Below are 22,566 nucleotides of genomic sequence, written 5' to 3' on the forward strand. Positions count from 1 at the left end.
GAAAGGCCTACTTGATCGTCAGGAACCGCTGCACCAGCGAAGCCAGCAGCACCGCCAGCAACGGCAGCGAGAACCAGAACGTGCTCTGAAGCCACCGAAGTTGACGCACGCTCGGCCGCACCGCGACCCGGACCACCTCGCGCGCCGTCAGCAGCACGATCAGCGCGAGCGCCGCCAGCGCCCCGACCACCGACCACGGCGTCCAGGTCACCTGCGGCCCGATCGGCCCGGGATCGGCCTTCGGCACCTCGCCGGCGGGCTGCTTGCGCAGCGCGTACATGGTCACGTCCTCGTTGACGAAGACCTTCTTCAGCTCCTGGCGCCGGTCCAGGTTCTCGATCAGCCGCGGTTCCCAGCTCTTCGCATAGCCGACGTCCATCCGCAGATAGGTGACCTGACTGCGGTTGATCATCAGATACGAGTTCGGACCCGCGTCCTTGAGCGCCTTGACCAGGCCCGACACCAGCACCGGATCGGTCGGTGCCAGGGTCGGCAGATACTCCACCTTCTCCATGTCCCGCGCGCCCCACGGCATCGACGGCGTCACGACGTTGACCGTGTCGTTGCTCAGCCACAGCAGCCGCAGACTCGGATCGTCATGGGCGTAGACGTACTCCATGGCGGCGACCTCGCCGGGTCTGATCCGCTCGAACGGCTCATTGCCCCAGCGGGTCACCAGGAAGCCGCCCATGAGGACCAGGCCCGCCAGGAACGCGGCCAACGGAGCGAGGCTCACCCGGTCCTTGTCGCGTTCCTTCGCGGTGACGCCGGTGCGCGGGAACAGCGCGAGGCCGGTCAGCAGGGCAGCGCCCGGCAGCGCGAACATGAAGACGCGCAGCGCCATTTCGCCGCCGTAGCTCTGCATGCCGAAGCCGAGGAACGGGACGAAGGTGAGGACCAGCAGGGAGCGTTCGCGGTACTGGTGATCGCGGCGGCGCCACCAGCCCCAGCAGGCCATCGCCATCACCCCGCCGGCCAGCAGCACCCGGGTGTACAGCACCAGCTTGTGGGTGGAGCTGCCGCCCTCGATCCGGCCGGAGACCGAGGAGGAGACATTGGAGCCGACGCCGCCGACGCCGCCGAACAGCTCGTCGAAGTGACCTGACCAGTACGGCTCCGCCATGAAGCCGATCCAGGAGACCACCAGCACCCCGAACAGGATGGGCAGTCCGCGCAGTTCGCTGCGGCCGACCAGTACAAGACCCGCCAGCACGCCCAGCATCACGAACGGGGTGAGCTGGTGGGCCGGGACGCTCGCCGCGAACAGCCCGATGACGACCAGCAGCAGCACCGCCCGCTGCCGCCGGTCCGTCGGCTCGACCTCCAGCTCGCCCGGCCGTACCTTCGTCCAGATCACCCGCGGCGCCCGGAACCAGACCAGCAGGATCGCCGCGAACACCAGATAGAGGAGATAGGTGAAGCCCTGCGGGGAGAAGTAGTCCTGGCCCACCCAGCCGCTGAGCACGAACACCCAGATGCCGGTCCAGCGGGCCCGCCAGCTCGCCCGCATCGAGCGGGTCAGCAGGAACATCGGGACCAGGTACAGCAGTTGCATCGTCAGCGGCCACCAGCGGATGACCTCGGTCAGATCCGAGATCCCGCAGGCCTTCGCCACGAACGCGGCCACCGCGAAGAACCCGGGCCAGCTCCAGCGCGCGTCCAGGTCCGGTACGGCGGACCCGGTGCGGTCGATGTAGTCCAGGAAGCCCAGATGCTGCCAGGCCGTGGCGAACCGCGGCTCGGTCTCGATCAGCGCGGGCAGGGCGTGCAGCGAGACCACGGTCGCCAGCAGGGTCACCAGCAGCAGCGCCCGGTGCTCGCGGCCCAGCCAGAGCAGCGAGGCGAACACGGTGACCAGCAGCCCGGCGCCGATCAGCGTGGACATGGGCAGCACCGAGATCAGCCCGAGCCCGCCCATCTCGTCCAGGTCGGCCTCGCCGAGCCGGAGCGCGGGCACCCAGTACAGCAGCAGCGCGGCGGTCAGCAGACAGCCGAGGACCACGCCGAGCCGGGTCGGCAGCAGCCCCGCACTGATGGGGGGCTCCTCCTCGGGCTCGCGCCGCTCCTCCTCCCGTACCGACTTCGGAACGTCCGGTACGACGGCCTTCTCCTCCGCCTCGAACGGCGCGTCCACCTCCGGCTCGCGCTTCTCGACGGGGAGCCCCACGGCCCACGTGGGCCGCCGCACCGCGGGCAGTCCGGCGGGCGGGGTGCCGGGGCCCGGCCGGACGTCGGGCCGGCGTTCCAGGTGGTCGAAGTCGACGTGGATGCCGAGGCCGAGGGTGTCGGAGTCCAGCGCCCAGGCGGGCCTGCGCGCGGGAGCTCCCTCCTTCGTCCCCAGGTCCGCGAGGTCACCGTCGGGCGCCGCACCCGCGGGGATCTCGGACGGCGCGGTCAGCACCGTGCGGTACAGCTTGGGCGCGGCGATCGCCACGATCACCGCCAGCGAGACGATCTCGGCGACGCCCGCGCCGGTCAGTCCCATCCGGGGCAGCAGCGCCAGGGTCAGCCCCAGCACCAGCGCGCACAACAGGCCCTGGAGCCAGGCCAGTCCGGCGGTGCGGCTCTGCGCCCGCAGCACCGCGAAGTAGGTCTCCATCACGACCCGCAGCAGCCCGCCGACCGCGAACCAGCGCAGCAGCGGGGTGGCCGCTTCCGCGTAGCCCGCGCCGAACACGCCGAGGATCCACGGCGCCCCGAAGAACAGGACCGCCGCGACCGGGATCATGATCCGCGCCATCCGCTTCAGCGCGGCCCGGGTGTTGGCGGCGAGCCGGCCCGGGTCGTGCGAGCCCTCCACGGTGAGCGAGGCGCCCATGTTGATGGCGAGGAGGTTGACCGTGCCGCCGATGGTGGCGGTGATGTAGAAGTAGGCGTTGTCCTCGGAGCTGACCTGCGCGGCCACGATCACGGGGATCAGATAGACCACGGCGAGCGAGAACAGCGAGCCGGTGTAGTCGCCGGCGAGGAACTTGCCGATCTCCTTCAGGGACGGCGGCTTCGCGTGCTCCGCGGTCGACTTCACATGCCGTGGCACAAGTCGCCGGAACACCAGCCAGCCCAGCGGCAGCACCGAGATCGCGATGGCCGCGACCCAGGAGACGAACACCCCGGTCGTCGGGACCGCCGCCGCGAACGCCACCAGCAGGCCCAGTTTGACCGCCGAGAACGCGGTGTTGCCGACCGGCACCCACAGCGCGCTGCGCAGCCCGGTCAGCACCCCGTCCTGGAGCGTCAGCAGATTCCACGCGACGACGGCCACCACGAAACCGATCCCGGCGACCGGCGTGTCCAGGAAGCGGTACGACGGCCCCCACACGTCCAGCGTTAGCAGGAACGCCCCCGCCGCCAGCGCCACGATCACCGAACTGCCCGCGTACGTACGGAAGATCAGCCGCCCGGTGGCGCGTCCCGCGATCGGGATGAACCGCGCCAGCGCGCCGGTCAGGGCCACCGCGGTCAGCCCCGCGAGGAACTTCATCGCGGCGATGGCGGCGGAGCCCTGGCCGACGGCCGACTCGGAGTAGTAGCGGGCCGCGGCCAGCCAGAAACCCAGACCGAGCACCGCGGAGATACCGGTGTTGAGCATCAGGGCGTAGGCGTTGCGGAACAGCTGGCTGCCGCGCCCCGACTGCTCGGGCGCCTGAGCGGCGGGCTGCGCGGCCTCGGTCGTGGTCGTCGTGTCAGACACGGGTTCGGCTGGCCTTCCGGCGTACCTGTCGGGCTCTGCGGACCATGGCGTAGCCCTTGGTCAGGGCGAGGTCCCGGGCGAACGTACGGGTGATCGCGCGGCCCTCGACCAGCCGCTGGAACTCCTCGGCGCCGGTGCTGCGGCGCACGGTGACCCGGCGCAGCGCGTACGGGCCCTGGCGGCGGCGGGCGAGGCCGTTTCCGACGGCGAGCGCCTGGGCGTACCCCGTTTCGCGGACCGTTTCGCGGACCCGGCGGCTGGAGTAGCCGTACGGGTAGGCGAACGAGGCGGGGACGGTGCCGAGCTGGTCCGAGACGATCTCCTTGCACAGGATCAGTTCCCGGCGCAGCGCGTCGTCCGGGAGCTGGTCGAGCTGCGGGTGGGTGTGGCTGTGGCCGCCGATCTCCACTCCGGCCGCGGCGAGTTCGCGCACCTGGTCCCAGTCCAGCATGGTGTCCAGGGCGCCGCCGGTGTCGTACGGGCCGCGCAGCCAGCCGGTGGTGACGAAGAGGGTGGCCGGGAAACCGTGCTTGGCGAGCACGGGCAGGGCGTGCCGGTGCACGCCCTCGTACCCGTCGTCGAAGGTCACCAGCACCGGCCGCGCGGGCAGCGGGCGCCCGTGCCGCCAGCATGCGGCCAGATCGGCCGTGCCGACCGGGCTGAGGCCCAGCTCGGCGATGACCGCCATCTGCTCGGCGAACGCCTCCGGCGACACCGACAACCCGCGGGTGGCGTCGCTGGGTTCGGACGACACCGCGTGGTACATGAGGATCGGCACGGCGGCGTCGACCGGCCCGCCCCCCTCGATCGGCCCGCCCCGGTCAGTCATCCTCCGCCCCCTCGATCGCCGCCACCGAATACGTGGCGCCGCCCCTGCGTGCCCGCACGCTCCCGATCACATACCCACCGGCCGCGGTGAGCACCCCGGCGACGATCGCGCCCGCGCGGCCCGCGCCGCCGGGCCGGGCCAGCACCGCGTCCCGCAGCCCGCGGGCCACCCCGGCCGGGAGCACCCGGGTGGTGTACCGGCGCTCCGACTCAAGTCCCTTGTCCGCGCCGACACTTCGGGCCACCAGCGCCTTGGACAGGCCCTCGGCGTAGGCGCGCGTGCGGAAGTACCCGAAGTGCTCGCGCGCCTCGGGCACCCGGTGATGGATCACCGCACGGTCGTCGATCAGCAGCAGCGCGTCGGGCCTGGCCCGGGTGAGGCGGATGCACAGCTCCGTCTCCTCGCAGCCCAGGGGCAGCCGGTCGCCGTCGCGGCCGATGCCGGTGGCGAAGCCGCCTGCCGCGTCGAACGCCGTACGCCGGAAGGAGGCGTTGCCGCCGAGGACGTTGCGCACCCGGACCCGGCCCGGCGGCAGGCCGCGGTAGGTGCAGCCGACCACCCAGTCGAACTCCTCCGGGAACCAGGCCGGACGGCGGCCCGAGGCCCAGATCGGCTCGGTGCGCCCGCCGACCGCCATCACCCGCGGGTCGGCGTAGCCCTCGGTGAACCACCGCAGCCAGTCCCGCTCGGCCACGGCGTCGTCGTCGAGGAAGGCGATCACCTCGCCGTAGGAGGCGGCGATACCGGTGTTGCGGCCGGCGGACAGTCCGCGGGGGCCCGCGTTGGCGAGCACCCGGACGTCCCCGGCCTCCTTGTACTCCTTGGCCAGGCGCTCCCGGAGCAGGTCGTTGTGGTCGACGACCAGCAGCGTCTCCAGGGCCGGGCGGGACTGCGCCCGCACCGAGGCGACCGCCGCGAGGATGTCCTCCCAGCGGTCCTCGGTGTAGACGCAGATCACGACGGAGATGTCGGGACCGCTCAAGACACCTCTCCCCGGACCGAGTCGAGCATCGGGGAGTGCTCGGCCCGGCGGCGCAGTTCCCGCCGGTTGGAGCGTTCCTTCAGGATCACGTTGAGCACCCGGAACCCGTCCCGCACGGCGCGCAGATTGCTGGTGCCGTGGATCCGGAGGTACTCGTGGCTGGGTATCTCCTGCACCTTCAGACCCGCCTTGACCACCCGGATGTTCATCAGGGTCTCCACCTCGAAGCCCGTGCAGTCGAGGTCGATCTTGTCCAGGCAGTGCCGCCAGAAGGCGTTGTAGCCGTAGCACAGGTCCGTGTAGCGGGCGCCGAACTTGCGGTTCACGATCGTGCACAGCGCCCAGTTGCCGAGCTTGCGGATGAACGTCATGTCGTCGGTGCCGCCGCCGTTGGCGAAGCGCGACCCCTTGGCGAAGTCGGCGCCGGAGACCAGCGCCGAGACATAGCTGACGATCTCCTGCCCGTCGGCCGAGCCGTCCGCGTCGACCATCACGATGATGTCGCCGGAGCACGCCTCGAACCCGGTGATCAGGGCATCCCCCTTGCCCTTGCCGCGCTGCTCCACGACCTTGACCTCGGGCCACAGCTCGCGGGCCACTTCGACGGTGTTGTCCGTGGAGTTGCCGTCGACCAGCACCACTTCGTGGATCCAGTCGGGCAGTGTCTTGAAGACGTACGGAAGATTCTCCGCCTCGTTCATGGCCGGGATGACGACGCTCACCGGCGGCGCTATCGCCAGATGCGAGGAGACGGGCCGGTACGCCCCGGCCGTGCGGTACTTGTCGCCCGTGGCCGCCGGGCGCAGAACTGAGCTCATGAGTCTGGTCCCTCTCGTCCGGTGGACCGCCCGCCCCTGGGGCGGCCCGGCTGTGTGTCCGGTTCGAAAGGGGGGTTATTCACTGGCATAACTCACCGGCTCCCGCCAAGGCGACAGCCGATTGCGCGGCACGCCCCGGCCCTGCGTACCTCCACGTACGCCGACCGAGTGCGGCACCCCCCTACCGCGCCCCGCGCCGGGTGCCACCGCGGCCCTGAGCCCTCCCCTGGTCCGCGTAAGTGGTGGTCCGATGCGGGTGAGATGTATGACGGTATTGACGATTGCGTCCGTATGGCAAGACCTGGAACCAGGCCTCACGTTTTTGTTGGTTTATCCGTTACTTCCGACCTGACCGGATCTTGCCCATGCGCTTGAGCAGCCGGTCCGCGGGCTCGAACAGCTCCGGCCGGGACACCACGACATTGCGCAGGGCCCGCACCGGGGCACGTCGTGCCCGATGCCCGAACGCCACCGGATGACGCCGGGTCACCCACCCCTCGGCCACGCTGACCTCGCGTGATTTCAGGGAGTCCTTGTATTCCTTCTGGCCCCGGCCGAGGTCCAGATAGGCGATGCCGTCGGCGGCGGCCGCCTCGGCCATCCGCAGATGCAGCACCAGACCGGGGGAGTACTTCGAGAACGCCGGGTCGTACGCCGGGAACCAGCAGGCCAGCACCCGTTCGGTACGCAGCCCGAAGTGCGCGGCGATCGGCTTGTCGCCGGCGTACAGCACCGACAGGACCCCGGCGAACGACTCGGTCCGGGTGTGGAAGAGCTGCTCCACCAGCCGAATGATCCAGTCGTGCGCGAAGCGATCGCTGCGCCCCGTCCTGCGGTACTGCGCCGACTTCCACTCCATCAGGGTGCGCAGGGCGGCCGGGTCCCGCTCGTCGTGCACATACCGCACGCCCGGGTGGTCGCGGCCCAGCTTGCGCTCCTTGGCGAGCGTGGTCCTGGTGAACTTGGGGGAGCGCTCCCGGAGTTGGCCGAGATACACCTCGTACCCCTGGTCCACGTCCATGACCGGGGAGGGGTACGTGCCGGTGGCCTCCGCCGCGAAGGCGGACTGCCCCTCGACGAGATGGTCGAACTCCCACACCGCGAGCCCGCAGGCCCGCAGCAGCTCCCGGGCGTCCCAGCCGAACCCGGGCCGGTGCACCAGACCCTGGGCGTCGGAGACCCCGAGCCCGACGGCCCGGCCGACACCGGCCGCGGTGCGCTGGTACGGGAAGAACGCGGCGGGCTCGCCGGACTCCCTGACGACCGCGATCCGCACCCCGGGCCGGCACCGGCCGACCGCGAGCGCGAACTCGGGGGACAGGAAAGGGTTCGCCAGCTCGGGCGAGCCGTGCAGATGGGCCTTGGACTGCATCGCCGTCCATGCCGTCCGGTCGGCGGCGGTCAGCTCGCCGGGACGGTACACGCTGATGTCCACGTCAGGGAGTCCGCCTTCTTTCCGTACGGCCGCGCAGCCGCCGTACCGACACGAGCAGGAGCAGAAGGGAGCTGATCGCGGTCACGGCGACGATGCCGCCCTCGGCGGACCACCGGTGCACGGCCAGCATCCCCTGGGCCACCAGCATGTTGACGACGACCGCGCCCGCCAGTGCGGCGATGGTCCGGCCGAAGGGTTCGAGCCCGCGCAGGGCGGCGGCGATGGCCGCGGCCGGTGCCGCGAGCAGGAAGAACAGCGTGAGCGGGCCGCGCAGCGGCGAGTCACTGTCGGCGAACGCGAGCAGCGCGCCGGCCGCCCCCACGGCCGTCGCGGCGCCCGCCAGCAGTGGCGCCAGGTCCCCCCGGTCCTGGTCGCACGCGCTGGGCGCCGTCCGTTGATGATGTCTTGAGCCTGAACGTCTGCATTGGCGACTTTGCCCCCCGAAGCGCCGGATGCCGGGCTTCAATGTGGCGCAGCCGCGCGGGGGCCGTCAAGACGGCGAGGGCGCGGACAGGCCTGTTCCCCGGAGGCGAGTGGGGCACCTCCGGGGAACAGGTGGTTCAGGTGTTGAACGGTGGTTCAGGTGTTACGGAACGAGCTTCAGGAGCCGGTTCGGGGAGCCGGTGCCCGCGCTGGTGACCTTGCCCGTGGTCGCGCCGCCGGTTAGGGCCGAGGCGACCTGGGCCGGGGTGGACGAGGTGTGGTTCGCGAGGTAGACCGCCGCGGCGCCAGCGACGTGCGGGGTCGCCATCGACGTACCGGAGATGGTGTTGGTCGCGGTGTCGCTGGTGTGCCACCCGGCCGTGATGGAGGAGCCGGGCGCGAAGATGTCCAGGACCGAGCCGTAGTTGGAGTAGCTTGCCCTGGCGTCGGTGCTGGTGGTGGCGCCGACGGTGATGGCCTGGGTGACCCGGGCCGGGGAGTACGAGGAGGCGTTGGCGTTGCTGTTGCCCGCCGCGACGGCGTAGGTCACGCCGCTGGTGATGGAGTTGCGGACCGCTGTGTCCAGGGTGGTGGAGGCGCCGCCGCCGAGCGAGAGGTTGGCGACCGAGGGACCGGAGTGGTTGTTGGTCACCCAGTCGATGCCCGCGATCACGCCTGCCGTGGTGCCGGAGCCGTTGTTGTCCAGCACCCGGACCGCCACGATCTTCGCCTTCTTGGCGACGCCGTAGGTGGAACCCGCGACCGTGGTGGCCACATGGGTGCCGTGGCCGTTGCCGTCGGAGGCGGTGGTGTCGCCGTCGACCGCGTCATAGCCGTAGGAGGCACGGCCGCTGATCTGCGAGTGGGTGATCCGGACGCCGGTGTCGATGACGTAGACCGTCACCCCGCTGCCCGCCGTGTCCGGGTAGGTGTAGGTGCCGGACAGCGGCAGCGAGGTCTGGTCGATGCGGTCCAGGCCCCAAGGGGCGTTGGACTGGGTGGTGTCGGCGAGCCGGACGCGCTGGTTCTGCTCGACGGAGGCCACCGACGGGTCGGCGGCGAGTCTCCTGGCCTCGGCCGCGGAGAGGGTGGCCGCGTAGCCGTTGAGGACCTTGCCGAAGGTCTTCCTGACCGTGCCGCCGTACTCCTTGATCAGGTCCTTGCCCTCGCTGGAGGACGCCTTGAAGCCGGCGCCCTTCTTCAGCGTGACGATGTAGCTGTCCTTGATCGCTGTGGGGGAGTCGGCGGCCAGGACCTTGCCCTCGGCCGGTGCGGCCTGGGCGGGCAGGGACGTGAGTCCGCCGACGAGGGCTGCGGTCGCCAGGCCGGTTATCGCGGCGAGCCGGAGCTTGTTGCTACGCAGTTGTGCCATTCGAGGGAGTCCTCCTCATGGGCGACGCGCATCTGGGTGGGGGCGCGTCTGTGGGGTGGATCAAGACTCGGCGGTCTACGTGCGTAGAACAAGGGAGTTGACAGGCTGTCAATGAATCTGTCATGGGCACGCAATCAAACCCATGGTGAACCCATGGTGTCCCGGTCGATTCATGATTGAAAATCTTGACATGAACACTTCCTGTCAACACGCGTAGCTGATACGACAGTTGTGGCAGAGATCCTGCTAAAGGGAGGTTCCATGAGACGTTCCCGAATTGCCGCTTACGTCAGCTCGCTCCTCCTCGCCGTCGGCGCCGTACTCGCGGGCGCCGGCTCGGCACAGGCCGCCACCGGGCCCTATGTGGCGCTCGGCGACTCCTACGCCTCGGGCGTCGGCGCCGGCAGCTACATCAGCTCCAGCGGCGACTGCAAGCGCAGCACGAAGGCCCACCCCTACCTCTGGGCGGCCGCCAACTCACCCTCGTCGTTCGCCTTCGCCGCCTGTTCGGGCGCCCGAACGGGTGATGTTCTGAACAACCAGATGGGCTCGCTCAACTCCTCCACCGCGCTGGTCTCCATCAGCATCGGCGGCAATGACGCAGGGTTCGCCGACGTCATGACGACCTGTGTGCTCCAGTCCGACAGCTCCTGCATCTCCCGGATCAACACCGCCAAGGCATACGTCGACTCGACGCTGCCCGGGCAACTGAACAACGTCTACTCGGCGATCCGCACCAAGGCACCCAACGCCCATGTCGTCGTCATCGGCTACCCGCGCTTCTACAAGCTCGGCCAGTCCTGCCTCGGCCTGTCCGAGACCAAGCGCAAGGCCATCAACGACGCCTCCGACTACCTGAACGCCGCCGTCGCGAACCGTGCCGCCGCGCACTCGTTCACCTTCGGCGACGTCCGCCCCACCTTCACCGGCCACGAGATCTGCTCCGGCAGCTCCTGGCTGCACAGCGTCAACTGGCTCAACATCGGTGAGTCGTACCACCCGACCGCGGCCGGACAGTCCGGCGGCTATCTTCCGGTCCTGAACGGCGCGGCCTGATCCTTCAGCGGTTCCTCGCGAGCCGCTCAGTAACTCGCTGAAGGCGAAGGGGAGACCCCGTCCGTCGGGGTCTCCGTCTCACAGGTGACCGAGAAGGCCACCGAGTTGGAGGTCGTCTCCACCGGGTCCCGGACCTCCACGCTGATCTCGTTCTCGAAGGACCCGCTGTCGTCGTTCGTCGTCACGAACGCCCGGTCCTGCTTGGTGCGGGAGCCGCCCTCGGGGAACGACAGAGTCTTCCACCCGGAGTCCATGACATCGCCGTCCCGCGACACCCAGCGATAGCTGACCTCGGCGGGCAGCTGCCCCACCGTGAACGTCGCCGTGAACGCCGGGGCCTCCTCCTGCGGCGGCGGACAGGCGCCCTCGTACTCCGTGTTCGAGCCGGCCAGGGTCACCTGCACGGACTGCGGTGGCGGGGTGGATTCCGTGGGAGTCTCGCTCGGCGTCGGCTCCGCGGTGTCGTCGTCCTCGGTCTCGGACGGCGTCGTCTGAGTCTCCGGCTGACTGGTCGTGCCGTCGCCGGCCCCGTCGTTGCCGTTGTCGTCCCGGTTCAGCAGCGCGTACGTCAGACCGCCCAGCGCCAGCGCCAGTGCGGCCAGGCCCGCGACCAGGACGACGGCGGCCCGGCGGTTGCGGTCGGGGCGGTCCGGCGTGGTGGGGCTGGGTGTGGTGGCCTGAGTGCTGGGGTACGGCGTGGGCATCGGCGGGGTCGGTGGCGGCGGCTGGTGTGTCGCGATCGTCGGGGCGAACGGTGTCGACCGGACCGCCCCCGCGCGGGGCGTGCCTCCGGCGCCGACGAGCCGCAGGTCCTGCTCGGCCTGCGCCGCCGGGAGCCGGTCGGCGGGGTCCTTGCGCAGCAGCCCCTCGATCACCGGGGCGAGCGGACCGGCCCGGAGCGGCGGCGGCAGCTCCTCGTCGACGATCGCGCGCAGGGTGCTGAGCGGGGTGTCCTGGCGGAACGGGGAGTTGCCCTCCACGGCCGCGTAGAGCAGCACGCCGAGCGACCACAGGTCGGACTCGGGGCCGGGCGTGCGGCCCAGGGCCCGCTCCGGGGCGAGGAACTCGGGCGAGCCGATCACCTCGCCGGTCATGGTGAGCGCGGAACTCCCCTCGACCATGGCGATCCCGAAGTCGGTGAGCACCACCCGGCCGTCGTTCGCCAGCAGCACGTTGGCCGGCTTCACGTCCCGGTGCAGCACCCCGGCCTCGTGCGCCGCCCGCAGCGCCGACAGCACCTCGGCACCGATGTGTGCCGCGCGCTGGGGCGACAACGGGCCCTCGGCGTCCAGAAGTTCGGCGAGCGAGATGCCGCGCACCAGCTCCATCACGATCCACGGGCGGCCGTCCTGCGTGGCCACGTCGTAGACCGTCACCACATTGTGGTTCGACACCCGCGCCGCCGCCCACGCCTCGCGCTCCAGGCGGGCGTACATCCGCTCCACCTCGGAGGCCGGAAGACCGTGCGGGGCACGCACCTCCTTGACGGCGACCTCACGGTTCAGCACCTCGTCCCGGGCGCGCCAGACCGTCCCCATGCCGCCCTCGCCGAGCGGGGACAGGAGACGGTAGCGGCCCGCGATCACTCGTTCACTGCCCGTCGCGTCGGACACGGGCGCCCCCATTCGCATGCGCGCGAAATCTCCTTTTCCTCACAAAGTAGCTCAACCGAGTGCTGATGCCGCCCCCTTGAGCACCAATCCGGCCCCAAGAGCGACGACGACCAACGCGGACACCAGCGGTGCGGTACGGCGGATCAGGCCCGCCACGGGATGAACGGCCCAGCTCGGACGCCGCTCCACCCACCGGCTCGCCCCGGCACCGAGCCGTACGACGGCGTACCCGGCGGCGGTCAGGGTGAGGGCGAGCCCGACCCCGTAGGCCACGACGAGCAGCAGCCCGAACCAGGCGTGCCCGAGCGCGGCGGCGCCGACCAGGACGACGACGGCGGAGGGGCTGGGCACGAGGCCGCCGGCGAAGCCGAGCAGGATCGTGCCGCGGATGGTGGGGGCGGTGGCGTGGGTGTGAGTGGTGCCGCCGTGGGTGTGGGTGTGCGTGTGTTCCTTGGGGCGCTCGTGATCGTGCTCGTGATCATGGCTGTGCTCGTGTCCATGGCTGTGGTCGTGGCCGTGCCCGTGCCCGTGGGTGTGCGCGCCGACCAGGACGGGCGTGGGCGTGCGTTCCGGCGCCGGGGAGTGCGGGTGGTGGTGGCCGCGCTGATGCCAGGCCCGTCGTACGAGGGTCGCGCCCGCGGCCATGACCAGGGCGCCGCTGGCGATGCCCAGCCAGGTGATGACGGACGGCGCGGCGGCCGAGCCGGCGGTGACCAGCAGGCCCAGGGCGACCACGCCCAGGGTGTGGGTGACCGTGACCGAGGCGGCGAGCGGGAGGACGTCCTTCATCCGGGCGCGGCCGCCGCGGGCCGTGGCCACCGCCGCCATGAGCGTCTTGCCGTGCCCCGGGGCGACGGCGTGCAGTGCGCCCAGGCCGATCGCGATGAACAGGGCGAGGGCGGCGAAACCGACGGTGAGGTCGTTGCGGGCGACCAGGGAGTCCAGGGCCCGGGTCCAGCGGTCGGCGCCGCGCGGCAGGACCGAGGCGGCGGGCGCGTCGCGCTCCTCCTCGACCAGCGCGGGCCCGCCGGGCCGCACGGTCAGGGAGGCGGACGCGGTGTCGGCAGGGGAGGAGAGCAACTCCTCCGGGTACGTGGTCAGTTCACCGGACAGCGACTCCTTCGGTACGTCGGACTCGGCGAGCGTCATCCGGTCGCCGCGCGCGGTGACCTCCCGCCAGCCGGGCCCGGACTCCGCACCGGCGGCCCGAAAATCGAGCGTCAGAGTCTCACTGTCAGGCAGCGGAGCCCTCAGCGCACACTCCACCCGCAGGGTGTCGAGCCCGGCCTGCCCGGGCCGCACGCGCGCGTGACTGCTTTTGACGGTGAGGGCGACACTCCGGCCCTCCACGGTGAGTTCGCTGTCCCGGGCGGCACTCGCGCACCGCCGCCCGGCCCATTGCTCCAGCCCCAGCCGCTCGATGTCCGGCTTCGCCTGCGTAGCCGGGATCTCGGCGAGATCCTCCACGTGGTCCACACGCAGCGTGCCCGACGCGACGACGAGCCCGTCGTACCGGTTGACGGTGAAGTTGCCGAGGGGATGCGCGCTCGCGACCGAGGAGGGGACGAGCACGAGCGCGCCGACGGCCGCGAACACGGCCGCACCGGAGGCGATGAGACGACGGGGGGTCACTCGCCCGCCTCCAGGTCCTTCAGGGCGCCGCGGGCCTCGCGGGCGCCGAGGGGAGAGAAGCCGGGATTCAGGCGCAGGGCGGCTGACAGGTGCTCGCGGGCGTCCCCCTTCTCGCCGGCCCCGAACTCGATCATGCCGCGGTGGTACAGGAAGGTGGCGTTGCGGTAGCCGGTGGCCGTGGCCCGGCGGGCGTAGGGCAGGGCCTCCTGGTCGCGGCCGTTCGCGTGCAGGGCCCAGGCCAGGGCGTCCGCGGTGTGGACGGTACGGCGGCGGTCCCACTCGGCGCGGGCCGCGCGCAGCGCCGCCTTCGCGTCGCCGTGATCGGCCGCCGCGAGCGCGGTGTCGAGGTCGGCGTTGACGCCGTTGGCACGGGCCAGCGCGGTCCAGGCGTCGACCAAGGCGTACTGGTCATCGGCCCGTTCCCGGTCGCCGTCGGCCTCGTACAGCTCACCGAGCACGACCAGCGGCCCCGGGAGCGGGGACCGCGCGACGACGGCCTCCATGCCCTTCACGGCCGCCTTCCGATCCCCGGTGGCCGCCTGCGCCCGGGCCCGGCCCTCCAGCGCGGGCAGATAGGCGTCGTCCGCGGCGAGCGCCCGCGCGTAGTGCAGCAGCGCCTCCTCGCAGTCGCCCTGGCTCCAGGCGAGTTGGCCGAGCTGGGTGGCCACGTACGCCACGTCCGGGGGCGAGGCGGCGGAGGAGAGGGCCTGCTCCAGCACGCGCCGCGCGGTCTTCACATCGCCCCGCAGCTCGCGCACGTACGCGTACCGCGTGAACACCGGCACCCCCGGCCGCCGTTCGTCGGCCAGGTCGGCGGCCTCGGCGGCCTCGTCGTACCGCCCGAGCTCCACCAGCGCGTCGACCCGGCTGGCCAGCGCCCGCTCGCTGAAGGGATTGGCCTTCAGCGCCCGTTCCGCGTAGGCCAGGGCATCCGGGAAGTCGTGCCGGGCGGCGGCCAGGGCGGCCTGTCCGGCGAGGGCCTGATCATTGCCGGCCTCCAGCGACAGAGACCGCTTCAACGCCCGCTCGGCCTGCGGATACCGGGAGGCGTCGCCGCTCGTGCGCGCCTGCTCCACATACGCGAGCCCCAGCGTCGCCCAGCCACTGAAGTCCCGCGGCTGCTCCCGCAGATGGGCCTCGAGTGCCTTGACGTCGCCGGACCTGAGCGCCACCGGCGACACGGCCGAGACACTCTGCTCAGGAACATCCGTCCCACCCCCGAGGGCAATGGCCCCACCGGTGAGCGCAACAGCCAACAACCCGGCACACAACCCAAGCTGGGCGCGCGATTTCATTGCCCTCTCCTAGATCACATACGAAGAAACGGTGAGAAGGTTCCGGTCAGGGGCGCGGGGCTGCATCTATGTGCGGCTCCGCCGCGTGGGCGCGACCAGCCACACACGAGCCGCGCCCAAACAATCCCCGCACCCCAGCGGAGCGCCTAGTACGCCCGCTCCCGCATCCGCCGCCACCAGAGCAGCCCGGCCCCGATCAACAGGACACCCAGAGCCCCCGCGCCGGCAGAAGCCGCGATCAGCGTGGTGTCTTCGGACGAACCCTCGGATCCCGCCGGCGACAACGCGTCCCCGAGCTGGTTCCGCACGTCGTTCCCACCGGAAGTACCCTTTGCCAGCGGCCCCCGAGACCCCTCCGTCGGCAGCGCGACGTACGGGAACGCCTTCTCGAAGTCCTTGTCGTTCTTGTCGACCGCGTCGCCCAAGTCGTTCTTGGCGCCCACCAGTTCGCCCTCGACCACCTGAAGCGCGGCATCGAGAACGTCATCGCTCAGCCGCCGCCCGTTGGGGAACCCGGCGTTGTCCCCGTCCAGCACACCCAGCCGCTTCGGCTCGGCGGCCGGCTTGATGGACGTGTTGAGTCGCAGCTCCTCCGCCGGACGTACGTGCGGCGGCTGGTTGAGCCCCTCCACGCCCTTGAGGAAGACGTCGACGAGGTCGTTGCGCGGCTCCTTCGGCGCCGGGATCTTGTAGATCGCCTCGATGAGCTTCGGCAGCTCGGGGTTGGTGACGTTCTTCAGGAACTGCCCGTCGTTCCAGGGCGCGCTCGCGTTGAACTTGTCCTTGTCCTTGATCGGGTTGACGACCTCGTTCACGAGCGGCATGCCCAGGCGCGAGACCTGGGCGAACTGCCCCTGCGCGTTCTTGCGCTGGGTCGTCGACCAGATCCCCACGATCGGCTGCTCCGCCGACTCCGTGATCATGTGCGTGGGCACCTGGAGCGCGATGGAGTTGACGTTGTAGCCCTTGAGCGTGTCGTTCCCGACCTCGCTGAGGTTCCCGCCGTACAGCAGATCGAAGACCCGCAGATCGAGGAAGAACGGGTCGTCGGCCTGCCCCGCGAACGAGGAGGAGCCGCCCGCGAGTTGGTGCACGGCCTGCGAGCGCAGCTTGGCGTAGTCCGGCATGGAGGCCTTGCCGACGTTCGACGGCGCCACCGGCACATCGTTGGCGATCTTCGTCTTCGCCACCAGGTGCTGGTTCTTCAGCTTCAGCAGATCGATGTCGTAGGTCTGCGTCACGTTCAGGTCGGGATCGTCGAGGCTCTCGACGGGCCCGGTGTTGTACAGGAACGTCTTCTTGTTCTTCGTGTGCGTCTTGAAGGTGAAGCGGTACAGCAGCTCGCCCTGCGCGTCACCGTTGTTGTCGATGTGGATGTCGTACTGCGCGTCCTCGGCGAACGGGAAGAAGTTCGGTCCGCCGGCCGGCTCCTCGAAGGGGATCCAGTTCGCGACGATCGTCGTCGTGTCCGGCTTGTCCGGACTGACGAACGCGTACACGTCCGTGTTGTCGTACTGCGGGGTCCCCGAGATCAACGGGGCCTCCCGGTGGCTGGAGGCGGAGGCCGCCCCCGGTTCCAGCGCGGTCACGCCGGCGGCTGCGAGCCCCCCGGCGGCCAGCGCACCACAGATGAGGGTCGCGACGCCCTTGCGTCCCGGGCCGCTCCTGGAGATAGGTGTCATGCCGTCCGTCCTCGGTTCAACTTGCCTGACGCACCGGGATTCGGAGCAGGGTGCGGGGCGGATTGGTCGAACCTGAAAATTTGTTTCGCGCCCCGCCGACCCGCGTTTTCGGCCTTCTGATCCGTAACCCCATCCGGAGGTGGGTGCGTTGCGAATACCTCGTGGGACGGGACGGCCCAGATGCGGTCTCGCGGGAGGGGGAGACGAGTTGGAGGCGGACGAGCTACTGGTGCTCGTGGCTGGTGGGGACCAGAAGGCATTCGAGGAGTTGTACGGGATCGTGTCCGGACCGGTGTTCGGACTGGTGCGAAGGGTCGTGCGCGACCCCGCCCAGTCGGAGGAGGTTGCGCAGGAGGTGCTGCTGGAGACATGGCGGTCCGCGGGGCGGTTCGACCCCGGCCGGGGGAGCGCCCTGTCGTGGATCCTCACCCTCGCCCACAGGAGGGCCGTGGACCGGGTGCGCAGCGCACGCGCGGCCGGTGAACGCGAGCAGCGGGAGGCGCGCCGGGCCCATCACCCCGCCTTCGACCAGGTGACCGAGGAGGTCGAGGCGGGCCTGGAGCGCGAGTGGGTGCGCCGCTGCCTGGACCGGCTCACCGCGCTCCAGCGCCAGTCGGTGACCCTCGCCTATTACGAGGGGTACACCTACCGTGAGGTCGCCGAGCGGCTCTCCCTGCCGCTGGGCACGGTGAAGACCCGGATGCGGGACGGTCTGACCCGGCTGCGCGAGTGCCTGGGAGGTGCCGCATGAGCCTCTTCCGCCGAGGGGACCTCCACTCCCTCGCCGCGCCCTACGCCCTCGACGCCCTGGAGCCCGCCGAGCGGGACCGCTTCGAGAAGCACCTGCGCAAGTGCGAGCGCTGTGCCGCCGAGGTGCGGACCCTGTCCGAGGACGCGGTCCGGCTGGCCTGGTCCACCTCGGCCCCGCCGCCGGCCGCGATGCGCGAACGGGTCCTGGCCGCCGTACGGGCCACTCCGCAGGACGGGGTGCGGGTGGCTCGGGAGCCGCAGTTGCCGAGGCATGTGTGGGGGGCCGAGCCGCCGCCCCGGGTGCGGGAGCGGCGGCCGCTGTTCGTGCCCTTCGCCACCGCGACCGCCGCCGCGGCGCTCGTGGTCGCCTCCCTGTTCGCCGTGCAGGCGAACGACACGCAGGAGAAGCTGGACGCGGAGCGGGCGCAGGCGCGTGAGATCGCCCACGTTCTCGGCGCTCCCGACGCGCGTGCGAGCACCGGACAGGACGCCGAGGGCCGAAGTATCGGAGTGATCGCTTCCGCATCGGAGGGGCGTGCGGTCGTCACCCTCGCGGGATACGACGACCCCCCGGGCAACGGTGTGCACCAGTTGTGGCTCATGCGCCCCGGCGCACAACCGCGCTCCCTCGGGCTCTTCGACGGCGACACGCCCTTGGTCGCGTCCGGTCTGGACACCTCCGCCACGTCACTGGCTGTAACCGTCGAGCCGGACGGCGGCTCGCCCCAGCCCACCACCCAGCCGGTGGTCCAACTCGCCCTGAAATCGGTCGGATTCGGAGAGTAATCAACGACGGGTCGTCAACACCCTTACGGGGAAGGTGAATCCTGTGACCGCGATACACGAGTGCCCCAAGGGGGCGATAGGGTTACCCTGCCCGGGCCGGGTGGACTCGTACGGGTGGGGAGTGACATGGAACAGATAACAGTGCGCAGCAGGGCGAGGGTCCCTGCGATCACCTGCGGGAGCAGCGCGACCAGTTCGCGCCTCGACCGCCATCTCTCGGTGCTGGCGGGTCCCGCCGTGCCGCAGCAGAAGACGGCCGAGGCGACCTTGCTGATGCGTGAGCTGACCGCGCGTGACACCGCGCGCGACCGCAGTGGCAGGGGTGCGCGAGTCCGTCGGGTCTCGCTCTTCGCACCGCTGCGCCGACTGCGCCGTTCGCTGTTCGGCGGGCGCTGAGCTTCACCGGCAACCCCGAGGAGGCCCGCGCTCAGGCGGCCACGCCGTCCCGGCGCAGCGCTGCGATCTCGTCTACCGTCATCCCCACGGCTCGCAGCAGCGTCTCGGTGTGCTCCCCGAGCGCGGGCACGTCCCCCATCCTTGCCGTCTCCCCGCCCGGCAGCGTGATGGGCGGCAGCAGCGCCTTCAACGGCCCCACCGGCGACCCCACCTCCCGCCACCGCTCCCGGGCCGCCAGCTGCGGATGGTCCGCCACCTCGTACAGGTCCCTCAAGCGCGCACAGGCGATCCCCGCGCCCTCAAGCCGCGCGAGCGCCTCGTCGGCGTCGAGCGCGCCCAGCGCCTTCGCCACGAACTCGTCCGTGCGCTCCCGGTTCGCCACCCGCGCCGCGTTCGTCGCATACGCCGGATCCGAGCCCAACTCCGGCCGCTGAAGCACCCGTTCGGCCAGCCGCCGCCATTCCCGGTCGTTCTGCACCGACAGCAGCACCCGCCCGCCGTCCGCCGTCGGATAGGCGTCGTACGGCGCGATCACGGAGTGTGCGAGCCCGGTCCGCGCCGGGGGAGTGCCTCCGTGCATCGCGTGATGCAGCGGATGCCCCATCCACTCCGCCAGCGACTCCAGCATCGACACCTCGACCGGCCCGCCCCGCCCGGTCACGCCCCGGCGCACCAGCGCAGCCAGCACCCCCGAGAAGGCGTACATGGCCGCCGCGATGTCGGCCGCCGGGATCCCGGCCTTCACCGGCTGCTCCGGCGTCCCGGTCACCGACACCAGACCGGCCTCGCACTGCACGAGCATGTCGTACGCCCGCTTGTCCGCGTACGGGCCGCCGGCGCCGTACCCGGAGATGTCCACGGCGATCAGCCGCGGGTGCGCCGCGCACAGCGTCGCCGCGTCCAGGCCCAGCCGCGCCGCCGCCCCCTGCGCGAGGTTCTGCACGAAGACGTCCGCCTCACCGACGAGCCGCCGTACGACGTCCAGGCCGCGCGGGTCCTTCAGGTCCAGGGCGATGGACTCCTTGCCGCGGTTGCACCACACGAAGTGCGAGGCGAGTCCCGCGGCGGCGGTGTCGTAGCCGCGCGCGAAGTCGCCGCCGTCGATCCGCTCGACCTTGATCACCCGGGCGCCGAGATCGGCGAGCTGCCGGGTGGCGAAGGGAGCGGCGACGGCCTGTTCGACGGCGACGACGGTGATACCGGTGAGCGGCAGCGGCTGCGATTCCATGCGGGCGATCATGCCCCGTGAGGGTCAGCCTTGGCCACGGGTGTCTCAGCCCTGGCCACGGGTGTAGCGCCGTACGGCCTGCGGCGCGGCGATCGCGATCAGCGCGGCGCTCCAGGCCAGCGACCCGGCGACGGGATGAGCCATCGGCCAGGCTGCGTCGGCCGGCACGGGAGCGTTGCCGGAGAGGTCCCGCAAGGCCGTGGTGACCGCGCTGATCGGGTTCCACTCGGCGACGGTGCGCAGCCAGCCCGCCAGGTTCTCCGTGGGGATGTACGCGCTGGACAGCAGCGGCAGGACGATGGTGGCGCTGCCGAGCTGTCCGGCCGCCTCCTCGCTCCGGCTGGCCAGGCCCAGCAGGATCCCGACCCAGGTGCACGCGAACCGGAACAGCAGGAACAGCCCGAGCGCGGCGACGGCGTCCGGCGCCGACCCCTCGAACCGCCAGCCCACCGCCACCCCGACCAGCAGGAACGGCACCAGGCCCACGAGCGTGACGACCAGGTCGGCCATCGCCTGCCCGAGCGGTACGGCGGCCCGGCTCACCGGCAGGGTGCGCAGCCGGTCCGTCACGCCCCGGTGGGTGTCCTGGGCCGCCTGGAACATCCCCGTCATGATCCCGCCGGCCGCCGTCGCCGCGAGCAGGCCCGGCACCAGGAAGGTGCGGTACTCCTCGCCCGGCATGGCGACCGCGCTGCCGAAGACGTACCCGAAGAACAGCAGCATGGTGATCGGCGTGGTCTGGGTCAGGATCAGCAACCCCGGACTGTTCCGGATCCGCCTGAGCTGGCGTCCCATCAGCGCCGTGCCGTCGTACGCCAGCGTGCTCATGCCGCGCGCTCCTTGTCGTCGAGGTCTTCGTCGAAGGTGTTCGCCGTAAGCCTGAGGAAGACGTCGTCGAGGGTCGGCGGCCGCAGGCTCGCGTCGAGCAACGGCACCCCGGCGGCGTCGAGTTCGCGCACCAGACGGGGGAGGGTGAGCGTGCTGTCCCGCGTGACGGCGGCCACCGCCAGCCGGTCGTGGTCGAACGTCGGCCGCGCGCCGGTGAGCTGATCGAGCACGGCCGCCGCCCCGCTGAGGGCGTCGGCATGGGCGACGACCACCTCGGCCTGGGACCCGATCAGCGCCTTGAGCTCCCGCGGGGACCCGGTGTGCGCGACCCGGCCCCGGTCCACCAGGGCGATGTCGTCGGCGAGTTGATCGGCCTCCTCCAGATACTGCGTGGTCAGCAGCACGGTCGTGCCCTCGGCCGTGAGCGCGCGTACGGCGTCCCGGATCTGGTTGCGGCTCGCGGGGTCGAGACCCGTCGTGGGCTCGTCCAGGAACAGGATCTCGGGGCGCCGGACCAGGCTCGCGGCCAGATCGAGACGGCGCCGCATACCGCCGGACCAGGTGGACGCCGGCCGGTCGGCGGCCTCGGTCAGGCCGAAGCGGTCCAGCAGTTCGGTGCTGCGTGCGGCCGGGTCCCGGAGCCGGTGCAGCCGGGCGAACAGCTGGAGGTTCTGGCGGCCGGTGAGATCGCCGTCGACCGAGGTGGACTGCCCGGTGACGCCGATCCTGCGACGTATCGCCGCCGCCTCCCGCCTCAGGTCGTGACCGGCGACCCGGGCCGAACCGGCGTCCGGGCGCAGCAGCGTGGTGAGCAGCCGGACCGCCGTCGTCTTGCCCGCGCCGTTGGGGCCGAGGATCCCGCAGACGGAGCCCTCGGGCACGGCCAGATCCAGCCCGCGCACCGCATGGACATCGCCGAAGCGCTTCTCCAGACCTTCACTAAGTACAGCGTACGTAGTAGTCATGCGGCCGACCATAGCGCACTACGTACGGTGTACGTAACTACGATGGTGGGCGAGGTGATGATCCATGGCGGGCCGGAGCGGCGAACCCGAGGTGATCTGGGCGCGCCCCGAGCGGACGGGGCGGGGCCCCAGGCCCGCGTACACCCGTGGCGACATCGCGGCGGCGGCGGTGCGGGTCGCCGACGCGGACGGCCTGGACGCGGTCTCGATGCGGCGGGTGGCGGCCGAGATCGGCTGCGGCACGATGTCGCTGTACAACTACGTGCCCCGCAAGGTCGACCTGTACGAGCTGATGGTCGACCTGGTCAGCGGCGAGTACGACCTGTCCCGCGCCCCCGCCGGTGACTGGCGTGCCGACCTGATGGACCTTGCCCACCAGGCCCGCGGCATCATGCGGCGGCATCCCTGGGTGATCCGGGTGATGTCCTCCGTCTACAGCATCAGCCCGAACGCCCTGCGCGTCCTCGACTGGACCCTGGCCGCCCTGGAGGGGCTCGATGTGCCGCCGGGCACCAAGCTGGAGCTGTTCGGGATGGTCAACGGCTCGGTGATGACCTTCGTCGCCAATGAGCAGGCGGTGGCCGAGCGGACCCGCTCCGAGCCGTGGTCGGCGGAGCGGGAGCAGGCCGTGCGCGGGGCGTACATGGTGAGCCAGGTGGCGACGGGCGCGTATCCGCACCTGGCCGCGCTGTTCGCGCAGGGCGTGGCCCCGGTGGACGATCCGGAGGCGGCCTTCGACCGGATGCTGCGCCGGCTGCTGGAAAGCTTCGCGCCCCAGTAGGCCG

19 protein-coding genes are annotated in these 22,566 nt (G+C 71.3%); 5 read left to right on the forward strand and 14 right to left on the reverse strand.

What is annotated here, in order from left to right; genetic code table 11:
- Positions 1-7 precede the first annotated feature (7 nt).
- From BN159_RS33840 to BN159_RS33870, 7 genes are all read right to left on the reverse strand, one after another.
- Complete coding sequence (locus BN159_RS33840) at positions 8-3,691, reverse strand: lipopolysaccharide biosynthesis protein (protein WP_015661542.1); 3,684 nt, start codon at positions 3,689-3,691, stop codon at positions 8-10.
- Positions 3,684-4,520: a polysaccharide deacetylase family protein gene (locus BN159_RS33845; protein WP_015661543.1), complete on the reverse strand. Its 837-nt coding sequence runs from the start codon at positions 4,518-4,520 to the stop codon at positions 3,684-3,686. The genes BN159_RS33840 and BN159_RS33845 overlap by 8 nt, the downstream gene beginning before the upstream one ends.
- Positions 4,513-5,502, reverse strand: coding sequence for a glycosyltransferase family 2 protein (locus BN159_RS33850; RefSeq protein WP_015661544.1), 990 nt, complete (start codon positions 5,500-5,502; stop codon positions 4,513-4,515). The genes BN159_RS33845 and BN159_RS33850 overlap by 8 nt, the downstream gene beginning before the upstream one ends.
- Positions 5,499-6,320 (reverse strand): glycosyltransferase family 2 protein, encoded by an 822-nt coding sequence (locus tag BN159_RS33855; protein ID WP_015661545.1) that lies wholly within the window; start codon positions 6,318-6,320, stop codon positions 5,499-5,501. Before BN159_RS33855 ends, BN159_RS33850 begins: the two co-directional genes overlap by 4 nt.
- A 337-nt stretch (positions 6,321-6,657) precedes the next feature.
- Positions 6,658-7,755 (reverse strand): GNAT family N-acetyltransferase, encoded by a 1,098-nt coding sequence (locus tag BN159_RS33860; RefSeq protein ID WP_015661546.1) that lies wholly within the window; start codon positions 7,753-7,755, stop codon positions 6,658-6,660.
- Position 7,756: 1 nt separating this feature from the next.
- The gene (locus BN159_RS33865; protein ID WP_015661547.1) at positions 7,757-8,077 is read right to left on the reverse strand and encodes a hypothetical protein; all 321 of its coding nucleotides are present in this window, start codon (positions 8,075-8,077) and stop codon (positions 7,757-7,759) included.
- Positions 8,078-8,341: 264 nt separating this feature from the next.
- Positions 8,342-9,550 (reverse strand): S8 family peptidase, encoded by a 1,209-nt coding sequence (locus tag BN159_RS33870; protein WP_015661548.1) that lies wholly within the window; start codon positions 9,548-9,550, stop codon positions 8,342-8,344.
- Between the two features lie 261 nt (positions 9,551-9,811).
- Between BN159_RS33870 and BN159_RS33875 the strand changes: the two genes are divergently transcribed.
- Positions 9,812-10,606, forward strand: a complete 795-nt coding sequence (locus BN159_RS33875) for an SGNH/GDSL hydrolase family protein (RefSeq protein WP_015661549.1) — start codon at positions 9,812-9,814, stop codon at positions 10,604-10,606.
- 26 nt (positions 10,607-10,632) lie between these two features.
- On the opposite strand, the gene BN159_RS33880 is transcribed toward BN159_RS33875, so the two are convergent.
- From BN159_RS33880 to BN159_RS33895, 4 genes are all read right to left on the reverse strand, one after another.
- On the reverse strand, positions 10,633-12,237 hold the full coding sequence (locus BN159_RS33880) for a serine/threonine-protein kinase (protein WP_015661550.1): 1,605 nt from the start codon (positions 12,235-12,237) through the stop codon (positions 10,633-10,635).
- Positions 12,238-12,270: 33 nt separating this feature from the next.
- On the reverse strand, positions 12,271-13,851 hold the full coding sequence (locus BN159_RS33885) for a HoxN/HupN/NixA family nickel/cobalt transporter (protein WP_015661551.1): 1,581 nt from the start codon (positions 13,849-13,851) through the stop codon (positions 12,271-12,273).
- Entirely contained in the window at positions 13,848-15,023 is a 1,176-nt protein-coding gene (locus BN159_RS33890; RefSeq protein ID WP_231905665.1) for a tetratricopeptide repeat protein, read from the reverse strand. The genes BN159_RS33885 and BN159_RS33890 overlap by 4 nt, the downstream gene beginning before the upstream one ends.
- A 269-nt stretch (positions 15,024-15,292) precedes the next feature.
- Positions 15,293-16,828 (reverse strand): DUF4331 domain-containing protein, encoded by a 1,536-nt coding sequence (locus tag BN159_RS33895; protein WP_015661553.1) that lies wholly within the window; start codon positions 16,826-16,828, stop codon positions 15,293-15,295.
- 208 nt (positions 16,829-17,036) lie between these two features.
- Between BN159_RS33895 and BN159_RS33900 the strand changes: the two genes are divergently transcribed.
- The 3 genes from BN159_RS33900 to BN159_RS33910 all read left to right on the forward strand — a co-directional run bounded on the left by BN159_RS33900 (position 17,037) and on the right by BN159_RS33910 (position 18,760).
- A complete protein-coding gene (locus BN159_RS33900; protein ID WP_015661554.1) occupies positions 17,037-17,579 on the forward strand; it encodes a sigma-70 family RNA polymerase sigma factor in 543 nt (180 codons plus the stop codon).
- Positions 17,576-18,364, forward strand: a complete 789-nt coding sequence (locus BN159_RS33905; protein WP_015661555.1) for an anti-sigma factor — start codon at positions 17,576-17,578, stop codon at positions 18,362-18,364. The genes BN159_RS33900 and BN159_RS33905 overlap by 4 nt, the downstream gene beginning before the upstream one ends.
- A 126-nt stretch (positions 18,365-18,490) precedes the next feature.
- A complete protein-coding gene (locus tag BN159_RS33910; RefSeq protein WP_015661556.1) occupies positions 18,491-18,760 on the forward strand; it encodes a hypothetical protein in 270 nt (89 codons plus the stop codon).
- A 31-nt stretch (positions 18,761-18,791) separates the two neighbouring features.
- Here the strand turns inward: BN159_RS33910 and BN159_RS33915 are convergent, their stop codons facing one another.
- Genes BN159_RS33915 through BN159_RS33925 form a run of 3 tightly spaced genes read right to left on the reverse strand, consistent with a single transcriptional unit; the run spans position 18,792 to position 21,781 of the window.
- Complete coding sequence (locus tag BN159_RS33915; RefSeq protein ID WP_041822100.1) at positions 18,792-19,988, reverse strand: CaiB/BaiF CoA transferase family protein; 1,197 nt, start codon at positions 19,986-19,988, stop codon at positions 18,792-18,794.
- Positions 19,989-20,033: 45 nt separating this feature from the next.
- On the reverse strand, positions 20,034-20,816 hold the full coding sequence (locus tag BN159_RS33920) for an ABC transporter permease (RefSeq protein WP_015661558.1): 783 nt from the start codon (positions 20,814-20,816) through the stop codon (positions 20,034-20,036).
- Positions 20,813-21,781, reverse strand: coding sequence for a daunorubicin resistance protein DrrA family ABC transporter ATP-binding protein (locus tag BN159_RS33925; RefSeq protein WP_041822101.1), 969 nt, complete (start codon positions 21,779-21,781; stop codon positions 20,813-20,815). Before BN159_RS33925 ends, BN159_RS33920 begins: the two co-directional genes overlap by 4 nt.
- A gap of 64 nt (positions 21,782-21,845) precedes the next feature.
- On the opposite strand from BN159_RS33925, the gene BN159_RS33930 reads away from it, so the two are divergent.
- Positions 21,846-22,562, forward strand: a complete 717-nt coding sequence (locus tag BN159_RS33930) for a TetR/AcrR family transcriptional regulator (protein ID WP_015661560.1) — start codon at positions 21,846-21,848, stop codon at positions 22,560-22,562.
- Positions 22,563-22,566: the final 4 nt, after the last annotated feature.

It is taken from the genome of Streptomyces davaonensis JCM 4913, assembly GCF_000349325.1.
Classification (GTDB): Bacteria; Actinomycetota; Actinomycetes; order Streptomycetales; family Streptomycetaceae; genus Streptomyces; species Streptomyces davaonensis.